Source organism: Mycobacterium sp. 5-140-3-2 (assembly GCF_035666375.1).
Lineage (GTDB): Bacteria > Actinomycetota > Actinomycetes > Mycobacteriales > Mycobacteriaceae > Mycobacterium > Mycobacterium intracellulare.
Map to the genome: position 1 here is coordinate 1394704 of NZ_CP142025.1, position 18573 is coordinate 1413276.

Annotated in this window: 14 protein-coding genes; 6 read left to right on the top strand and 8 right to left on the bottom strand. The window is 68.4% G+C overall.

Annotation, left to right across the window (positions count from 1 at the left end):
- Positions 1-16 precede the first annotated feature (16 nt).
- The 3 genes from P6281_RS06830 to P6281_RS06840 form a co-directional block, all read right to left on the bottom strand.
- A complete protein-coding gene (locus P6281_RS06830) occupies positions 17-325 on the bottom strand; it encodes a hypothetical protein (RefSeq protein WP_008254847.1) in 309 nt (102 codons plus the stop codon).
- A gap of 61 nt (positions 326-386) precedes the next feature.
- Positions 387-878, bottom strand: a complete 492-nt coding sequence (locus tag P6281_RS06835) for a methylated-DNA--[protein]-cysteine S-methyltransferase (protein ID WP_008254850.1) — start codon at positions 876-878, stop codon at positions 387-389.
- A complete protein-coding gene (locus P6281_RS06840) occupies positions 875-2362 on the bottom strand; it encodes a DNA-3-methyladenine glycosylase 2 family protein (protein WP_014941506.1) in 1488 nt (495 codons plus the stop codon). Before P6281_RS06840 ends, P6281_RS06835 begins: the two co-directional genes overlap by 4 nt.
- Before the next feature lie 213 nt (positions 2363-2575).
- Between P6281_RS06840 and P6281_RS06845 the strand changes: the two genes are divergently transcribed.
- Positions 2576-3649: a GGDEF domain-containing protein gene (locus P6281_RS06845; RefSeq protein ID WP_008254855.1), complete on the top strand. Its 1074-nt coding sequence runs from the start codon at positions 2576-2578 to the stop codon at positions 3647-3649.
- Positions 3650-3662: 13 nt separating this feature from the next.
- On the opposite strand, the gene P6281_RS06850 is transcribed toward P6281_RS06845, so the two are convergent.
- Positions 3663-5288: an adenylate/guanylate cyclase domain-containing protein gene (locus tag P6281_RS06850; RefSeq protein WP_014384080.1), complete on the bottom strand. Its 1626-nt coding sequence runs from the start codon at positions 5286-5288 to the stop codon at positions 3663-3665.
- Positions 5289-5333: 45 nt separating this feature from the next.
- On the opposite strand from P6281_RS06850, the gene nucS reads away from it, so the two are divergent.
- Positions 5334-6002: an endonuclease NucS gene (nucS, locus tag P6281_RS06855; RefSeq protein ID WP_008254859.1), complete on the top strand. Its 669-nt coding sequence runs from the start codon at positions 5334-5336 to the stop codon at positions 6000-6002.
- Positions 6003-6024: 22 nt separating this feature from the next.
- Complete coding sequence (locus P6281_RS06860; RefSeq protein ID WP_080552542.1) at positions 6025-6327, top strand: hypothetical protein; 303 nt, start codon at positions 6025-6027, stop codon at positions 6325-6327.
- Positions 6328-6337: 10 nt separating this feature from the next.
- Here the strand turns inward: P6281_RS06860 and mce are convergent, their stop codons facing one another.
- Positions 6338-6805 carry a methylmalonyl-CoA epimerase gene (gene mce, locus P6281_RS06865; protein ID WP_008254861.1) on the bottom strand — a complete coding sequence of 156 codons (468 nt, stop codon included), beginning with the start codon at positions 6803-6805 and terminating at the stop codon, positions 6338-6340.
- A gap of 89 nt (positions 6806-6894) precedes the next feature.
- Here mce and P6281_RS06870 point away from each other — a divergent pair, with 89 nt between their 5' ends.
- Positions 6895-8088: an acetyl-CoA C-acetyltransferase gene (locus tag P6281_RS06870; protein ID WP_008254863.1), complete on the top strand. Its 1194-nt coding sequence runs from the start codon at positions 6895-6897 to the stop codon at positions 8086-8088.
- A gap of 180 nt (positions 8089-8268) precedes the next feature.
- Positions 8269-9183, top strand: coding sequence for a tetratricopeptide repeat protein (locus tag P6281_RS06875; RefSeq protein WP_008254864.1), 915 nt, complete (start codon positions 8269-8271; stop codon positions 9181-9183).
- A gap of 89 nt (positions 9184-9272) precedes the next feature.
- Here the strand turns inward: P6281_RS06875 and glgB are convergent, their stop codons facing one another.
- The gene (glgB, locus tag P6281_RS06880) at positions 9273-11468 is read right to left on the bottom strand and encodes a 1,4-alpha-glucan branching protein GlgB (RefSeq protein ID WP_036458470.1); all 2196 of its coding nucleotides are present in this window, start codon (positions 11466-11468) and stop codon (positions 9273-9275) included.
- A gap of 35 nt (positions 11469-11503) precedes the next feature.
- Positions 11504-13597 (bottom strand): alpha-1,4-glucan--maltose-1-phosphate maltosyltransferase, encoded by a 2094-nt coding sequence (locus tag P6281_RS06885; RefSeq protein ID WP_198763772.1) that lies wholly within the window; start codon positions 13595-13597, stop codon positions 11504-11506.
- Between the two features lie 295 nt (positions 13598-13892).
- Between P6281_RS06885 and glgP the strand changes: the two genes are divergently transcribed.
- Positions 13893-16535 (top strand): alpha-glucan family phosphorylase, encoded by a 2643-nt coding sequence (glgP, locus tag P6281_RS06890; RefSeq protein WP_014711093.1) that lies wholly within the window; start codon positions 13893-13895, stop codon positions 16533-16535.
- Positions 16536-16544: 9 nt separating this feature from the next.
- Here the strand turns inward: glgP and P6281_RS06895 are convergent, their stop codons facing one another.
- Entirely contained in the window at positions 16545-18572 is a 2028-nt protein-coding gene (locus P6281_RS06895; protein WP_373306614.1) for an ATP-dependent DNA helicase, read from the bottom strand.
- Between the last annotated feature and the right edge of the window lies 1 nt (position 18573).

Below are 18573 nucleotides of genomic sequence, written 5' to 3' on the forward strand. Positions count from 1 at the left end.
GGTCCGGCAGTGCCGCTCAGACGGGCGGACTGTTGGGATCGGGGCGAAGGTCGCGCAGCCTGGGCGGGCCGGTCTGGGACTCCAGGTACTCGGTGACCGAGTCAGGGTCGATCAGACCGTAGCGGACCTGCAGGTCGACCGGGTTCAACCCCAAATACTTGGCCGCCCTGATCAGGTTGTCGGCGGTGATCAGCCTGCCCTCGCGAGCCGCCTTGTAGTACGCGGACTTGCGGTAGCCGAACGCTTCGTAGACCTCGGTGGCCGCCAGGGGTCTCCCGACCAGATACGGCAGCACCACCGCCGGATCCTTCGCACTGTCGTCCACAAATATGGACGATAGCGTCGTACGACGGACCTCGCAAAAGAAACGCGACCACCGCCGGCGGTCAGTCGAACAGCGTTGCGCAACTGTGGGTCTTTTCCAGATCCAGCAGGGCGCGCTTGCGCTGCAGGCCGCCGCCGTAGCCGGTGAGGCTGCCGTTCGAGCCGATCACCCGGTGGCAGGGCACCACGATCGCGATCGGATTGTGCCCGTTGGCCAATCCCACGGCGCGCGCGGACCCCGGAGCGCCGATCTGCTCGGCGATCCATCCGTATGACCTCGTCTCCCCATAGGGAATCGTCAGCAACGCCTTCCATACGCGCCGCTGGAACTCGGAGCCGTGCAGGTCGAACTCGAAATCGAAGTCGGTGCGCTCGCCGGCGAAATAGGCGGCCAGCTGCTCGACGGCGGCGCCGAACGCCCGCGGGTTCGGCGACCAGCCGGCGCGGCTCGGCTCATAGGTCTGGTCGACCATCCGTAGGTTCGTCAATACGGAGCCGCGACCGGCCAGGGTCAGCAATCCGATGGGGCTGTCGATGGTGCGGTACTCGATCATGCGACCTCCTGTGGCGGCCAATGGTTTACGGGATGCTCGAGAGTGGTCCAAAGATATTGGGTGGCATAGGAACGCCAGGGGCGCCAACGGGCGCCGCGTTCCACGAGGGAGCGTTCGTCGGACGGCAATCCCAGCTGTTTGGCGGCCAGGCGCAGCCCGAGGTCGCTGGCGGGGAAGGCGTCGGGGTCGCCAAGGCCGCGCATCGCGATCACTTCCGCGGTCCAGGGGCCCACCCCGGGCAGCGCGAGCAACTGTCTGCGGGCACTGTCCCAGTCGCATCCGGTGTCCAGCACGATGCTGCCGTCGGCGAGGCCGGCAACCAATGCGCTCAGCGTGCGGCGGCGGGCCTTGGGCACCGCCAGATGGACGGGATCGATCTCGGCGAGCTCCTCGACCGAGGGGAAGGTGTGGGTCAACGTTCCCTCGGCGTCGTTGACCGGCCGTCCGTACGCGGCGACCAGCCGCCCGGCATGGGTGCTCGCGGCCCTGGTCGACACCTGCTGCCCGAGCACTGCGCGCACCGCGAGTTCGGCTTCGTCGACGGTGCGCGGAATGCGCTGCCCGGGCGCCTTGGCCACGACGGGTCGCAGTCCGGCGTCCGCGCCCAGCGCTTCGTCGACCGCCTCCGGGTCCGCGTCGAGGTCCAGCAGCCGCCGGCAGCGGGCGATCGCCGTGGTCAGATCGCGGAAATCGTCGAGCACGAGGACGCAACGGACATGGTCGACGGCGGGCGTCAGGTTCACGATGGCGTTGCCGAACGGAAGGCGCAAGCTGCGTCGGTACCCGCCATCGCGGACCTCCTCGCAACCGGGAACGGCGCCGGCCGCGAGATGGCCGAAGACGCCCTCGTAGGCGAAGGGTGTGCGCACCGGGAGCCGAAGGCACACGGTGCCAGGCGAATTGTCCTCGGACGCGGTACGGGCGGCCGCGCGCCGGCGCAGGGCGCTCGGTGTGCCTTCGAACACCGATCGCACGGTGTCGTTGAACTGACGGATGCTGGAAAAGCCCGCGGCGAATGCGACGTCGCCGAACGGCAGGTCCGTCGTCTCGATCAACACGCGGGCGGTCTGGGCGCGCTGCGCCCGGGCCAGTGCCAGCGGGCCGGCGCCGACCTCGGCCTGCAGGAGCCGTTCGAGCTGGCGAGTGGTGTAACCGAGGTGGGCGGCCAGACCACCCACACCGTCGCGGTCCACGGTGCCGTCGGCGATCAGCCGCATCGTGCGCGCCACCACGTCACCGCGCACGTTCCATTCGGGGGAACCCGGAGAGGCATCGGGACGGCACCGTTTGCAGGCCCGAAAGCCGGCCCGCTGGGCGCCCGCCGCGGTGGGGTAGAACCGCACGTTGCGGGCGAACGGCGGCCGCACCGGGCAGCTGGGCCGGCAGTAGATCCGGGTGGTCAGCACCGCGGTGACGAACCAGCCGTCGAACCGGGCGTCCTTGGACTGGACGGCGCGGTAGCAGCGGTCGAAATCGTCGTGCACGCTTCCAGACTTACACCCGGGCACCGACAAAACTAGCGGGAAAGCGACATCGTGGTGGGCGGGCACGCATCGGTGTCGGTTGGCCTCACGTCGGAGCGGCTTTCTTGTCGATTCGAGGTACTTCCCGCACGCGATGGTATTTACTGTGACCCAACTCGCCGGCTCTGACGGCGTGACCCGACGGGGTGAGTGAGTTCGGGGAAAGGCGAACCGATGAAGCGGCTGGCGACGTGGTGGGGGCAGGACGACCACTTCGATTGGCTGACAGGTTATTTGCAAGCGCACGGGCTGAGCACCAACACCCGCAGGGTGTTGGCTGTCGTGGCGTCCTCGTTGGTGCTGGTGCCCGTCAATGTGTACTGGGGCCCCGAGCCGTTGTATCCCCATGTGGCGCTGACGGTTTCGGTCGTGTCCGCCGTGATCGGACTGGGCATGGCGGTGCTGTGGTTGAGCGGATGGCCCACCCGGCGCCAGTCGATCTTCTACATCATGACCGGCTGCGTATCCATTGGCGGCGGCTGTCTGTGGCAGCCCCAGCCGCTCGTCGGGCTGATGTCCTGCTCGGCGCTCTCGGTGACCGGCGGCTACATCGCGTTCTTCCACACCACCAGGCTCATGGCGCTGAACCTCGGCGTGGCCAGCGCGATCGGGGCCTGGCAGGCGGTGCGTCTGGCCGCCGAGGGGCAAGCAGTGTTGGCCTTCACCGGCTACTTCCTGGTTCTGGAACTCAACGTGGTCGTTCCGCTCGCCATCCAGGTCGTGGTGCGCGCCCTGTGGGTTGATCTCTCGCGTGCCAACCGCGATCCGCTGACCGGCCTGCTGAACCGGCGAGCCTGCGACAGGGAGATAGTCGGCCGGATGCTCGCGGGCGCGCATCACATGTTCTTGGCGGTGGCCATGGTCGATCTGGACCGCTTCAAAGAGCTCAACGACACCCGCGGGCACGCGGCCGGCGATGAGGCGCTCATCGAGGTGGCCGGCACCCTGACGACCGCCTGCGGAGAGACCGCGATCGTCGGCCGCGTCGGCGGGGAGGAGTTCCTGGTCGCCGACATCGTCACCGCGGACCAGCTGCCAGAGTGGGGCCGACAGCTCTGTGACGCGATAGCCGCGATGAACGCATCGGTGACCGCCAGCGTCGGGATCGCCACCCTCGCGTTGCGCAGCGTCGTCTCGGACTATGCCGAGCACGCGTTCCACCAATTGGTCGCCCAGGCCGACACCGCGATGTATGAAGCCAAACGGTGCGGCGGCAACCAGAGTCGCCACCGCCAGGTGGCGGTCTGAGCCCGCCGAAGCCCTACTGAGCGGATGAAGGGGCGTCGACGAGCGACGCCAAACGGGTGGGGCGCTCGTGCCCGCGCAGGGTGACCGTTTCGCCCAATGACCAACGGGCCCGCTCGTTTTCGCTTGCGCCCTCGATGGCGTCGGCCGTCGCGAGCAGACGGTTGGTGTGTGACTTGGCGAGCTCGCACAGCCGCGCCGCCTCGTTGACCGGCTCCCCGATGACGGTGTATTCGAATCGTTCTTTGGCGCCGACATTTCCGGCGACGACCTGGCCCGCGGCCACGCCGATCCCGGCCTCGAGGTCGGACATCTCGTCCGCCAGGCGCTCGGCGATACACCGCGCGGCGGCCAGCGCCGCATCTTCGGGACTGTCCAGGCGGTTGGGCGCGCCGAAGATGGCCAGCGTCGCGTCGCCTTCGAATTTGTTGACCAGCCCGCAGTAGCGGTCGACCTCCTCGACGACGATCGCGAAGAAACGGTTCAGCACCGCAACGACTTCGGCCGGCGGCTGGCTCGTCACCAGCTGCGTCGACCCGACGATGTCGATGAAGACGACCGCGACGTGGCGTTCTTCGCCGCCCAGCTTCGGCCGTTCGCGTTCCGCGGCCAGCGCCACCTCACGCCCGACGTGGCGGCCGAAGAGGTCGCGGACGCGTTCCCGCTCCCGCAGGCCGTCGACCATCGTGTTGAAGCCGCGTTGCAGCTCACCGAGTTCGGTACCGTCGAACACCACGAGGTCCCCCCGCAGATCGCCGCGCTCGACGCGCGCCAGCGCCGCACGGACCACCCGCACCGGTGTCGCGGTGAGCCAGGCCAGGATCCACATCAGGACGCACCCGAAGATCAACGGAGCCATCGACACGATCAACACGGCCACCGCGAACTGCGTCTGGGTCAGATTGCGCAGCACGAGCTCGAACAGAGCGAGCATCATGATCCCGATGACGGGCACGGCCGAACCGAGGAACCAGACGACCATCGTGCGGCCCATGATGCCCGCCGCGAACCGTCGTGGCGGTGGACCGGCCTCGAGCGCCTGGGCGGCGACGGGCCGCAGCGCGAACTCCGCGAGCAGGTAACTAGCGGTGGCGACCACCACCCCGCCAAAGCTCACGACGAGCAGGAATCGCGGAATGAAGAGCGTGTTGACCATGCCGTACAGCGTCGTCAGCAGTATCGTCCCGACGCCCCACAAGACGAGGTCGACGAGGGCGATGCGCCACGGCGCGACAAAGGTGTTGCGCTCGTCCTCTGGAGTCGGCTCGCGCTCTTCGATCGCCCAGCGCAGGGCGATCACGGTCCGGCGGGTGATCCAGTACGTGCCCCACGCCGAGGCCGCCACGATGTAGGCCGGGGAGGCACCGAACGTGATCCACGCCGGCGCGTCGTCGAACACGCTCGGCACCGGGATGGCGACCGTCACCAAAAACAGCGCGACGGCGATGCCGATCAGGTTCGCGCCCAGCACCAGCACCGTCATGATGATCTGGATGCGCACCCGGCGGCGGCCCTGGCTTTCCGACACCCGACCGAGCAGCAGGGAGCCGTACGCCGGCGTCTCTGGCAGACGGCCGCTCTGACGGGTGACGCGCTCGAGCACCCGGCCTATTCGTTGTGCCAAGGACGTGTTGGCCGACATGGTGGCGTCAGCCTAATTTGTCGGCCACGCTCTAAGGTGAGTCGGGTGCGTCTAGTGATCGCTCAATGCACCGTGGACTACGTCGGCCGGCTCACCGCGCACCTGCCCTCCGCGCGCAGGCTGTTGCTGTTCAAGGCCGACGGATCGGTCAGTGTGCACGCCGACGACCGCGCCTACAAACCGCTGAATTGGATGAGCCCGCCGTGCTGGCTGAGCGAGCAGGCCGGTGACCCCCCGGTGTGGGTTGTCGAAAACAAGGCGGGCGAACAACTGCGCATCACCGTCGAGGAGATCGAACACGACTCCAGCCACGATCTCGGCGTGGACCCGGGGCTGGTCAAGGACGGCGTCGAAGCGCACCTGCAGGCGCTGCTCGCCGAGCACGTCCAGCTGCTCGGCGAGGGGTACACGCTGGTGCGTCGCGAGTACATGACCGCCATCGGCCCCGTCGATCTGCTGTGCCGCGACGAACGCGGCGGCTCGGTGGCGGTGGAGATCAAGCGGCGCGGCGAGATCGACGGCGTCGAGCAGCTCACCCGCTACCTCGAGCTGCTCAACCGGGACAGCCTGCTGGCGCCGGTGCAAGGGGTCTTCGCGGCGCAGCAGATCAAGCCGCAGGCGCGCACCCTGGCCGTCGATCGCGGGATCCGTTGTGTGACATTGGATTACGACAAGATGCGGGGCATGGACAACGACGAGTACCGGCTGTTCTGAAGCCCGTCACTAGACTGATCGCATGCCTCGGCGCCGCCCACCGCCACGCAGGCAGCGGCCGTCGGCGCCGCTGCTGCGCCGGGTGGAGGTCGGGCCCGACGGACACGAGTACGAGGTCCGTCCCGTCGCGGCGGCCCGAGCGGTCAAGACCTATCGCTGCCCGGGCTGTGATCACGAAATCCGCTCCGGCTCAGCTCATTTGGTGGTGTGGCCGATCGATTCGGTGTCCGGGACAGGCGCGGGTCACGTCGAGGACCGCCGGCATTGGCACACGCCGTGCTGGGCGCACCGCGCCACCCGCGGTCCCACCAGGAAGTGGTCTTGACTACCGGCTTTCAGGCGGCCGGTTCGACGAGCTCGATCAGCACTCCGCCGCCGTCCTTGGGGTGGATGAAGTTGATCCGGGAGTTTGCCGTGCCGCGCCGGGGCGCGTCGTAGATCAACCGCACGCCTTGCTCGCGGAGCCGCTCGACCATGGCGTCGAGGTCGCTGACCCGAACGGCCATCTGCTGAATGCCCGGCCCGCGCTTGTCGAGGAACTTCGCGATCGTCGAGGACTCGTCGATCGGGGCCATCAACTGGATCTGCGCGGTGCCCGCCGGGGCGCCCCGCACCGCCAGCATGGCTTCGCGGATTCCCTGCTCCTCGTTGACTTCCTCGTGCACCAGGATCATGCCGAGGTGGTCGTGGTACCAGTCGATGGCGGAGTCCAGGTCGGCGACTGCGATGCCGACGTGATCGATCGCCGTCACCAGTGAGGTGGCCAGGATCTGACGGGCGTCAACTTGATCGGTCGTCATCACATAACGGTAACCTGGCGGCAAAGATTGCGCTTCTCCGGGAGTCCGAATCGGCCGTCGGGGGAGCGCCCAGCAGGCCTTAGGAGAGAGTCATGACGACGTCGGTGATCGTTGCTGGAGCGCGCACACCCATCGGCAAGCTGATGGGTTCGCTGAAGGATTTCTCGGGCAGCGATCTGGGCGCCATCGCGATCGCCGGCGCGCTGGAGAAGGCCTTCCCAAATGTTCAAGAGCCGGGTTCGCTGGTCGACTACGTGATCATGGGCCAGGTGTTGACGGCCGGGGCGGGCCAGATGCCCGCACGCCAGGCGGCCGTGGCCGCCGGCATCGGCTGGGACGTTCCGGCGCTGACCATCAACAAGATGTGCCTGTCCGGAATCGACTCCATCGCGCTGGCCGACCAGCTCATTCGCGCCGGGGAGTTCGACGTGGTGGTCGCCGGCGGCCAGGAGTCCATGTCCAAGGCGCCGCACCTGCTGATGGACAGCCGCTCGGGCTACAAGTACGGCGACGTCACGGTCCTCGACCACATGGCCTACGACGGCCTGCATGACGTGTTCACCGACCAGCCCATGGGCGCGCTCACCGAACAGCGCAACGACGTCGACAAGTTCACCCGCCAGGAGCAGGACGAGTTCGCTGCCGGGTCGCATCAGAAGGCGGCCGCGGCGTGGAAGGACGGCGTCTTCACCGACGAGGTGGTGCCGGTCAACATCCCGCAACGCAAGGGTGATCCGCTGCAGTTCACCGAGGACGAAGGCATCCGCGCCAACACCACGGCCGAGTCGCTGGCCGGCCTCAAGCCGGCGTTTCGCCGCGATGGCACCATCACCGCCGGTTCGGCCTCCCAGATCTCCGATGGCGCCGCCGCGGTGGTGGTGATGAGCAAGGCCAAAGCGCAGGAGCTGGGGCTGAGCTGGCTGGCCGAGATCGGCGCGCACGGGGTGGTGGCCGGTCCGGACTCCACCCTGCAGTCGCAGCCGGCCAACGCGATCAAGAAGGCCATCAGCCGCGAGGGCATCTCCGTCGACCAGCTCGATGTCGTGGAGATCAACGAGGCGTTTGCCGCGGTCGCGCTGGCCTCGACCCGCGAACTCGGCGTGAATCCCGACATCGTCAACGTCAACGGCGGCGCGATCGCGGTCGGGCATCCGATCGGCATGTCGGGGGCGCGCATCACGCTGCATGCGGCCCTGGAATTGGCGCGGCGGGGGTCCGGATACGCCGTCGCGGCGCTCTGCGGGGCCGGAGGGCAGGGCGACGCCCTGGTTCTGCGGGCGGGTTAGCCAGGGATCGACGCTCCCCGCGACGTTGCTGGCGCCGTGCGGCGGCAAGAATTTTGTGATCTTCGTCATAGGGCCGATCACGCCCCTTTTTGAGGGGATTTTCGGCCCCGTCCCGGCCGTGCCCAAGCGGCGCCGCCACCGGGTGGATCGGTAGCCCGCGCGCATGACAAACTTGACGGCGTGACGCGTCCGCGACCTTCCATCGGCCCCGCACTGACCGGTGCTGTCGATCTGTCCGGTCTCAAGCAGCGCGCCCAGTCGCCCGGCGCCGCTCCGGGAGGGCCCACGCCCCCGACCACCGAGGGGGGTGGCATCACCGCGGTCACCGAGGCCAACTTCGAGGCCGAGGTTCTGCTGCGGTCCGAGGAAGTGCCGGTCGTCGTGTTGCTGTGGTCGCCGCGCAGCGACGCGTGCGTCCAGCTCCTCGACACGCTGTCCGGGCTGTCCGGCCAGGACAACGGCAAATGGTCGCTGACCTCCGTCAATGTCGATGTCGCGCCCAGGGTCGCCCAGATCTTCGGCGTCGACGCCGTCCCCACCGTGGTGGCCTTGGCGGCCGGGCAGCCGATCTCGAGTTTCCAAGGCGTGCAGCCGGCCGAGCAACTGCGCGGCTGGCTGGACCAAATCCTCTCCGCGACCGCCGGGAAGCTTAGGGGCGCAACGGGTTCCGCGGAACCCGACGTCGTCGACCCCGAGCTGGCCGCGGCGCGCCAGCAGCTGGAGGACGGTGACTTTGAGGCCGCCAAGGCGTCCTATCAGTCGATCCTGGATGCCAACCCGGCCAGCGCGGAGGCCAAGGGCGCGATCCGCCAGATCGAGTTCCTGACGCGCGCGACCGCCCAGCGCCCGGACGCCGTCGCGGTCGCCGACGCGGCGCCGACCGACATCGAAGCCGCCCTCGCGGCCGCCGACGTGCAGATCCTCAACCAAGAGGTCGCCGCCGCGTTCGAGCGACTGATCGCCTTGGTGCGCAGCACATCCGGCGATGATCGCGCGTTGGTGCGCACCCGCCTGGTGGAGCTGTTCGAACTGTTCGACCCGGCCGATCCCGAGGTCGTCGTCGGGCGACGCAACCTCGCCAACGCGCTGTACTGACGCGAAATCGGCTACGAAGGTCGAGTTGTTGGCGCCAACAGCGCCGAAATCGCGCAACTAGTCCACGTTCGGCGATGGGTTCAGGGGCCCTACTCCGGTTCCAGCCACAGCGCCGACGTGGGCGGCAACACCAGCACCGCCGAGGCCGGGCGCCCGTGCCACGGGTCTTCGGTGGCATCGACACCGCCCATGTTCCCGACCCCCGAACCGTTGTAGACGGTGGCGTCGGTGTTGAGCACCTCGCGCCACCGCCCCGCCGACGGCAGGCCCAGCCGGTAGCCGCCGTGCTCGGCACCGGCGAAATTGAACACGCACGCCATCACCGAGCCGTCCTTGCCGTAACGCAGGAAGCTCAAGACGTTGTTGCCCGAGTCGTTGGCGTCGATCCAGGAGTAGCCGTCGGGCACGGTGTCTTGGCTCCACAGCGCCGGGTGGCTGCGGTAGATGTTGTTGATGTCGCGCACCATGCGCAGGACGCCGTTGGAGAATCCCTGCTCGTCGAGCTGCCACCAATCCAGACCGCGCTCTTCGGACCACTCGGCGCGCTGGCCGAATTCCTGGCCCATGAACAGCAATTGCTTGCCCGGGTGCGCCCACTGGTAGGCGAGCAGGCTGCGCAGGCCGGCGGCCTTGACGTGATTGTTGCCCGGCATGCGTCCCCATAGCGTTCCCTTGCCGTGGACCACCTCGTCATGGCTGATCGGCAGCACGTAGTTCTCGCTGAACGCATAAAGCATCGAGAACGTCATCTCGTGGTGGTGATAGCTCCGATAGATCGGATCGCGGCTGATGTAGTCGAGCGTGTCATGCATCCAGCCCATGTTCCACTTCATTGAAAAGCCCAGGCCGCCAAGGTTTGTCGGCCGGGTGACCCCGGGCCAGGAGGTCGACTCCTCGGCGATGGTGACGATGCCCGGGGCGCTCTTGTGCGCCGTGGCGTTCATCTCCTGCAGGAACTGGACCGCCTCCAAGTTCTCCCGCCCGCCGTAGATGTTCGGCGTCCAGCCGCCTTCGGGGCGGGAGTAATCCAGGTACAGCATCGACGCGACCGCGTCCACACGTAGTCCATCGATGTGAAATTCTTCGAGCCAGAACAAGGCGTTGGCCACCAGGAAGTTGCGTACCTCACGGCGACCGAAGTCGAAAACGTAGGTGCCCCAGTCGAGTTGCTCACCGCGTTGCGGGTCGGAATGTTCGTAAAGCGGGGTGCCGTCGAAGCGGGCCAGCGCCCACGCGTCCTTCGGGAAGTGTGCCGGCACCCAGTCCACCAGCACGCCGATACCGGCCTGGTGCAGGGCGTCGACCAGGGCCCGGAATTCGTCCGGGGTGCCGAACCGGGACGTCGGGGCGTAGTACGACGTCACCTGGTATCCCCAGGATCCGGCGAAGGGATGTTCGGCGACCGGGAGCAGCTCGACGTGGGTGAATCCGTGCTCCACAACGTAATCCGTCAGCTCGCGGGCCAACTGGCGGTAGTTGAGCCCGGGTCGCCATGAACCCAGGTGAACCTCGTAGGTGCTCATCGGCTCGAACACCGGGTTGCGCCCGGCGCGCTGCGTCATCCAGTCCGCGTCTTCCCAGGTGTACTTGCTGCGCGTCACCCGGGAGGCCGTGTGCGGCGGCACCTCGGTGGCGAAGGCCATGGGGTCGGCGCGTTCGGTGACCACTCCGTCGGCGCCATGAACGCGAAACTTGTACAGCCCCTCGAGCGGGAAGCCGGGCCAGAACAGCTCCCACACGCCCGAGGAGCCCAACACCCGCATCGGGGCGTCGTTGCCGGTCCAGCCGTTGAACTCGCCGATCAGGCTGACGCCCTTGGCGTTGGGCGCCCACACTGCGAACGACACCCCGTTGACCACGCCGTCGGCCGTGGTGAACGAGCGAGGATGCGCGCCAAGGACTTCCCAGAGGCGCTCGTGGCGCCCTTCGGCGAATAGATGAAGGTCGACCTCGCCGAGGGTGGGCAGGAAACGGTAGGCGTCGGCGACGACGTAGGGGTCGGCGCCCTCGTAGGTGATCTGGAGCCGATAGTCGATCAGGTTGGTGAACGGCAGCGCCACGGCGAACAGCCCGGACTCGACGTGCTGCATCGGGAATCGGTCGTCGCCGACGATCGCGACGACCTCGACCGCGTGGGGCCGGTACGCCCGAATGACGGTGTGGTCGCCGTATTCGTGGGCCCCCAGCACGCCGTGCGGGTTGTGGTGCGTGCCGGCGACCAGGCGCGACAGGTCGGCGGGGTCGGGCGCCAGGTGCGTCCGAGCGAGTTGGTCGGCTTGGCTCATGTCCCTTTCGCCTCCGGTCCGTTTCATGTCTGGTGTCAATGCCTGCGCAGCAGCGTCATTCGAGCGTCATGCGGTACGCGCGGCATGTTGATGATGTGCGCGACCGCCTGCCCGGGATCGATGCGAACGTAATTGGCTTGTCCCCATTGGAATTCCTGGCCGGTGATCTCGTCGCGCACCCAAAAGCGCTCGTAGGGCTCCATACCCAGTGCGGCCATATCCAAAAACAGGGTCGCTTCCTCGGGGCCGAAGGCGTTGAGCGTCACCACCACCAACACGCAGTCGCCGGTGGCCGGGTCGAACTTGCTGTAGGCGAGCAGCGCGTCGTTGTCGACGCTGTGGAAATGGATGGTGCGCAGCTGCTCGAGGGCCGGGTGGAGTCGGCGAATCGCGTTGAGCTGCGTGATGAATGGCTCAAGCGAGCGTCCCTCGGCGAGCGCACCCGCGAAATCGCGAGGCCGCAACTCGTACTTCTCGGAGTCCAGGTACTCCTCGCTGCCTTCGCGCACCGCGCGATGCTCGAACAGCTCGTATCCCGAATACACGCCCCAGGCCGGTCCCATCGTCGCGGCCAGCACCGCACGGATGGCGAACATCCCGGGCCCGTTGTGCTGCAAGATGGCGTGCAGGATGTCGGGGGTGTTGACGAACAGGTTGGGCCGGCGGAAGTCGGCCAAAGCGGCGATCTCGTTACCGAATTCGGTCAGCTCCCACTTCGCCGTGCGCCAGGTGAAGTAGCTGTACGACTGCGTGAAGCCCAGTTTGGCCAGCCCGTACTGGCGGGCCGGCGGCGTGAAGGCCTCGGAGAGAAACAGCACGTCGGGGTCGATGGCCTTGACCGCGGCGATCAACCACGCCCAGAAGTCCGGCGGCTTGGTGTGCGGGTTGTCGACGCGAAAGACCTTGACGCCGTGGTCCATCCAGTGCCGGACCACGCGCAGCACCTCGTCGTAGAGGCCGGCCGGGTCGTTGTCGAAGTTGATCGGATAGATGTCCTGGTACTTCTTGGGCGGGTTCTCCGCGTAGGCGATGGTGCCGTCGGGCAATTCGGTGAACCAGTTGCGGTGGTTACGCGCCCAGGGATGGTCCGGCGCGCATTGCAGCGCCAGGTCCAGCGCCACCTCCATGCCCAATTCGCGTGTCGCGGCGACGAACGCGTCGAAGTCCTCGATGGTGCCCAAATCCGGGTGGACGGCGTCATGGCCCCCCTCATCGCTGCCGATCGCCCAGGGAGAACCCACATCTGTCGGAGCGGCGGTGGGGGAGTTGTTGCGCCCCTTGCGATGTACCTTGCCGATCGGATGGATCGGCGGCAGGTAGACGACGTCGAACCCCATCGCCGCGATGCGCCCGAGCGCGGCGGTTGCGGTGGCGAATGTGCCGTGCACGGGGTTGCCGTCGGCGTCCCATCCGCCGGTCGAGCGGGGAAACATCTCATACCAGGAGCCGAACCTGGCCAACGGCCGGTCCACCCAGACGCTGTACTGCTCGCCGCGCGTGACGAAGTCGCGCAGCGGGTGGTCCGCCAGGATTTCCTCGATCTCCGGCCCCAGCGCCAGCGCCGTTCGGGTGACCGGGTCGCCGGGGGTGCGCAGCGCCGCGGCGGCGGCCAGCAGCGGTTCGCGCCGGGCGCGCGGCACCTCACTCGCGGCGCGTTCGAACAACCCGGCGCCTACCAGAAGATCATTGGACAGTTCCTTCTCGCCCTGACCGGCGTCCAGTTTGGCGACCAGCCCGTGCCGCCAGGTGTGGATCGGATCGCCCCACCCCTCGACGCGGAAGGTCCACAGCCCCACCTGGTCGGGGGTGAACTGGCCGTGGAACACATAGGGTTCCAGACCCATCGTCATCGGCAGCGCCAGCGGCTTGACCTTTTGCTGGTCGACCTTGCCGTCGCGATCGGTCACCGGCTTTGCCGGAGCCTGAACCGCTTTGACCCGCCGGGTCTCGGTGACTTGCGGATAGCCCGGCCCGAGGTAGCGCACGACCAGGGTTGCGGCCACCGCTTCGTGGCCTTCCCGCCACACCGCGGCGCTGACCGGCACGACCTCGCCGACCACGGCTTTCGCGGGAAACGCGCCACAGGAAACGACCGGCTGGACGTTATCGATCTCGACACGACCGGGCACCACCACTCCGTTCCGATTTTCCCGCTTCCTCCGCGCCCCGCGCCGCGGGCCGCATCGTCACCGGGAGCGATCCAGATTGTGTGCGGCCAGTCCGGGGTGTGCTCCGCGCGGAACGCCGCTCGTCGGGAAACTTCCTGTCGTGGGGAACTTTCTATGCGGGGAAGCATCGTTGCGACCCCGATAACTAACCGATACCCACCCTAGTCTTCGGTCACACCCCGCCACGGAAAGCGAACGAAAAGCGGTCTTTCGCGCCGCCGTGCGCGGGCCGGAATCCTCAGTAAGGTAGGGACGCGTGAAAGCCCTCCGCCGGTTTACCGTCCGTGCTCACCTTCCCGAGCGTTTGACCGCGCTGGACCAGCTCTCGACCAACTTGCGATGGTCATGGGACACGCCGACCCAGGACCTTTTCGCGAGCATCGACCCGGACCTGTGGCAGCGATGCGGCTGCGATCCGGTGGCGTTGCTGGGGGCGGTCAAGCCGGCGCGACTCGACGAATTGGCGATCGACGAGACCTTCCTTCGCCGGCTCGACGAGCTGACCGCCGAATTGAACGATTACCTCAACCGCCCGCTGTGGTACCAGCAACAGCAGGACCACGGCGCCGAAATGCCGGCCGCCATCGCCTACTTCTCGATGGAGTTCGGCATCGCCGAGGTGCTGCCCAACTACTCCGGCGGCTTGGGCATCCTCGCCGGTGACCACCTGAAGTCCGCATCCGATCTGGGCGTGCCGTTGGTCGCGGTGGGGCTCTACTACCGGTCCGGCTACTTCCGGCAGTCGCTGACCGCCGACGGGTGGCAGCACGAGAACTACCCGTCGCTGGACCCGCAGGGGCTGCCGTTGCGGTTGCTGACCGATGCCACCGGCGACCCCGCCCTGGTTGAGCTGATGCTGCCGGACTCCGCGCAGCTGCACGCCCGGATCTGGGTCGCGCAGGTGGGCAGGGTCCCGCTGCTCCTGCTCGATTCCGACGTCCCCGAGAACGAGCACGATCTGCGGGGTGTCACCGACCGCCTGTACGGCGGCGATCAGGAACACCGGATGAGGCAGGAGATCCTGGCCGGCATCGGCGGCGTGCGGGCGATCCGCGCCTACACCGCCATCCACGGCCTGCCCGCGCCCGAGGTGTTCCACATGAACGAGGGGCACGCCGGGTTCCTGGGCGCGGAGCGCATTCGCGAGCTGATGACGGGCGCGGCGTTGGACTTCGACACCGCGCTGGCGGTCGTGCGCTCGAGCACCGTGTTCACCACCCACACCCCGGTGCCCGCGGGCATCGACCGTTTCCCCATCGACATGGTGCGGCTGTACTTCGACGACCATCTTGCCGACGAATCGGCATCCGGCGGCGACGGCACGGCGGCCGACGCGACGAGCGCGCCCGTGTTGCTGCCGGGGGTGCCGACGGCGCGCATCCTGGCGCTCGGCGCCGAGGACGACCCGACGAAATTCAACATGGCGCACATGGGTCTGCGCCTGGCCCAGCGGGCCAACGGGGTCTCGTCGCTGCACGGCCGGGTGAGCCGGGCGATGTTCAACGAGCTGTGGCCCGGATTCGACCCCGGGGAGGTGCCGATCGGGTCGATCACCAACGGGGTGCACGCGCGCACCTGGGCGGCGCCGCAGTGGCTGCAGCTGGGCTACGAGCTGGCCGGGTCGGATTCGTTCAGCGATCCGGGCGTGTGGTTGCGCCTGCAGCAGGTCGATGCGGGTCACCTGTGGTGGATTCGTTCGCAACTGAGGTCCCTGCTGGTCGACGACGTGCGGCGCCGGCTGCGGCGCTCGTGGTTGGAACGCGGCGCCTCGGACGCCGAATTGGGTTGGATAGCAACAGCTTTCGATCCGGAAGTGCTGACCATCGGGTTCGCCCGGCGGGTGCCGACGTACAAGCGGTTGACGCTGATGCTGCACGATCCGGATCGGCTGGAGCAGCTGCTGCTGGACAGCGAACGGCCGATCCAGCTGATCGTCGCCGGTAAGTCGCACCCGGCGGACGACGGCGGCAAGGCCTTGATCCAGCAGGTGGTGCGTTTTGCCGACCGGCCGCAGGTGCGCCACCGCATCGCGTTCTTGCCCGACTACGACATGTCCATGGCCAGGCTGCTCTATTGGGGCTGCGACGTCTGGTTGAACAACCCGCTGCGCCCGTTGGAGGCCTGCGGCACCTCGGGAATGAAGAGCGCACTCAACGGCGGGCTGAACCTGTCCATCCGCGATGGCTGGTGGGATGAATGGTACGACGGCGAAAACGGTTGGGAGATACCGTCTGCCGACGGCGTGGCCGACGCGGAGCGCCGCGACGACCTGGAATCCAGCGCGCTGTATCGGCTGCTGGAAGAAGCCGTGGCACCGAAGTTCTACGAGCGCGACCAGCACGGGGTACCGCCGCGCTGGATCGAAATGGTGCGCCACACCCTGCAGACGCTCGGCCCGAAGGTCCTGGCTTCCCGCATGGTGCGCGACTACGTCGAGCAGTACTACACGCCCGCGGCGCAATCGCTGCGCAAGACGCTCGCGCCCGCCGACGGCGGCGGCGAGTTCGGCGCCGCCCGCGAGCTGGCCGCCTATCGCCGGCGCGCCTACGAGGCCTGGCCGAAGATCGTGATCACCGACGTCGACAGCACCGGCCTGCCGGACAGTCCGGTGCTCGGCTCGAAGCTGACCCTGACTGCCACCGTGCAGCTGGCCGGGCTGGCGCCCGAGGAGGTCACGGTCCAGGCGGTGGTCGGCCGCGTCGACGCCGGCGATGCGCTGCTGGAGCCGATTACCGTCGAGATGTCGTACACCGGCACCGCCGAGGGCGGCAACCAGGTGTTCTCGACGACCACACCGCTGCCGCTGGCGGGATCGGTGGGATACACCGTGCGCGTGCTGCCCCGCCATCCGATGCTGGCCGCCAGCAACGAGCTCGGTCTGGTCACCCTGGCCCGGTAGCCGGAACGCTCAGGCGGACAGGCCTTCTTGCGAGTCCTCTGCTGTCCGCAGCCGCTGCAGCGCCTCACGCACCTGCGCCCCGTTGGTGGTCTGCCAGAACGGCGGCAGCGAGGCCCGCAGGTAGCCGCCGTAGCCGGCGGTGACCATGCGCGAGTCGAGCACCGCGACCACCCCGCGGTCGGTCACGCGGCGCAACAGCCGGCCGGAGCCCTGCGCCAGCAGCAGCGCCGCGTGGCTGGCCGCGACGGCCATGAAGCCGTTGCCGCCGCGCGCGGCGACCGCCCGCTGGCGCGCGCCCAGCAGGGGGTCGTCGGGGCGGGGGAACGGGATGCGGTCGATCAGCACCAGCGACAGCGACGGCCCGGGCACATCGACGCCCTGCCACAGCGACAGGGTGCCGAACAGCGAGGTCTGCGGGTCGGCGCTGAACTGCTCGACCAGTGCGGACGTGCTGTCGTCGCCCTGGCACAACACCGGTGTCGACAGCCGTTCGCGCATGGCCTCGGCGGCCGCGCGGGCCGCCCGCATCGACGAGAACAGGCCCAGGGTGCGCCCGTCGGCGGCGGTGATGAGCTCGGCGATCTCGGCCAGCTGCTCGGCCGAGCCGACGCCGTCGCGCCCGGGCGGCGGCAGGTGCGCGGCCACGTACAGGATGCCGGCCTTGGCGTGCTGAAACGGCGAGCCGACGTCGAGGCCGCGCCAGCGTGCGTCGCCGCCGTCGTCGCTCGTGGGAGCGGTCAGGCCCCACGCCGCGGCCATGGCGTCGAAGGAGCCGCCGATCGTCAGCGTCGCCGATGTCAACACCACGGTCGAACGCGAGAACACGCGTCGGCGAAGTAGCCCGGCGACCGAGAGCGGGGCCACCCGCAACACCGGGCGCGGTGCACCCCGGTTCTCCTCGTGTTCCAGCCACACCACGTCGGTGCGGTCGGGGATGGCCGGCCCGAACGAGGCGAGCACCCGCGACGCCGTCTCCGAAATCTCGCTGAGCGCGGCGACCGCTTCGGCGCGGGCCGCCGCCGCCTTGGCGTCGTTCGTGGTGTCGATCGCCGAACGCGCCGCGGTGGCGACGTCGCGCAGCGCGGTCAGGTACGTCGCCAGGTCCTCGTCGAGGCGGTCGATGCGCCCCGGCGTGCCGTCGTGGATCGCCGCCGCGAAGTTGGCGGTCGTCGCGTCGAGGCGCTGGACCAGTTCCGGGCTCACCAACCGGCTGATCCGCCGCGAGGCGACCCCGAGCGCGGCCGACGTCAACTCCGCGGTGGCCACGGACGTCACCCGGTCCACCAACTCGTGCGCCTCGTCGACCACCAGCAGCGCGTGCTCGGGCAGCACCGCGGATTCGGCGACCGCGTCGATGGCCAGCAGCGCGTGGTTGGTGACCACGACGTCGGCACGGCCGGCCAGGCCCCTGGCCCGCTCGGAGAAGCACTCGGTGCCGAACGGGCAGCGGGCCACCCCGAGGCATTCCCGCGCGGAAACGCTGACCTGAGACCAGGACCGGTCGGGCACGCCCGGCTTCAAATCGTCGCGGTCACCGGATTCGGTGGTCGACGCCCACTCGGTGAGCCGTTGCACGTCGCGGCCCAGGGCGCTGACCGCCATGGGGTTGAAGAGTTCCTCTTGCGGCCGCCCGTCGACGTCGTCACCGTCGGCCGCCCCGCCGTTGTGAATCTTGTTGAGACACAGATAGTTTCGTCGGCCTTTGAGCAGCGCGAACTGCGGGCGGCGCGGCAGGGCGTCGGCCAGCGCATCGATGAGCCGGGGCAGATCGCGATCGACGAGCTGGCGTTGCAGCGCGATGGTGGCCGTCGACACGACGACGGGGGAGTCGTCGTCCAGGGCGTGCACGATCGCGGGCACCAGATAGGCGAGCGACTTGCCGGTGCCGGTGCCGGCCTGTACGACGAGGTGTTCGTCGGTGGCGAAGGCCCGCGCCACCGCGTCGGCCATCTCCTGTTGGCCGCTGCGTTCACTGCCGCCGAGCGCGGCCACGGCGGTGGCCAGCAGCTCGTGCACGGACACGTCGGACGTGGTCACT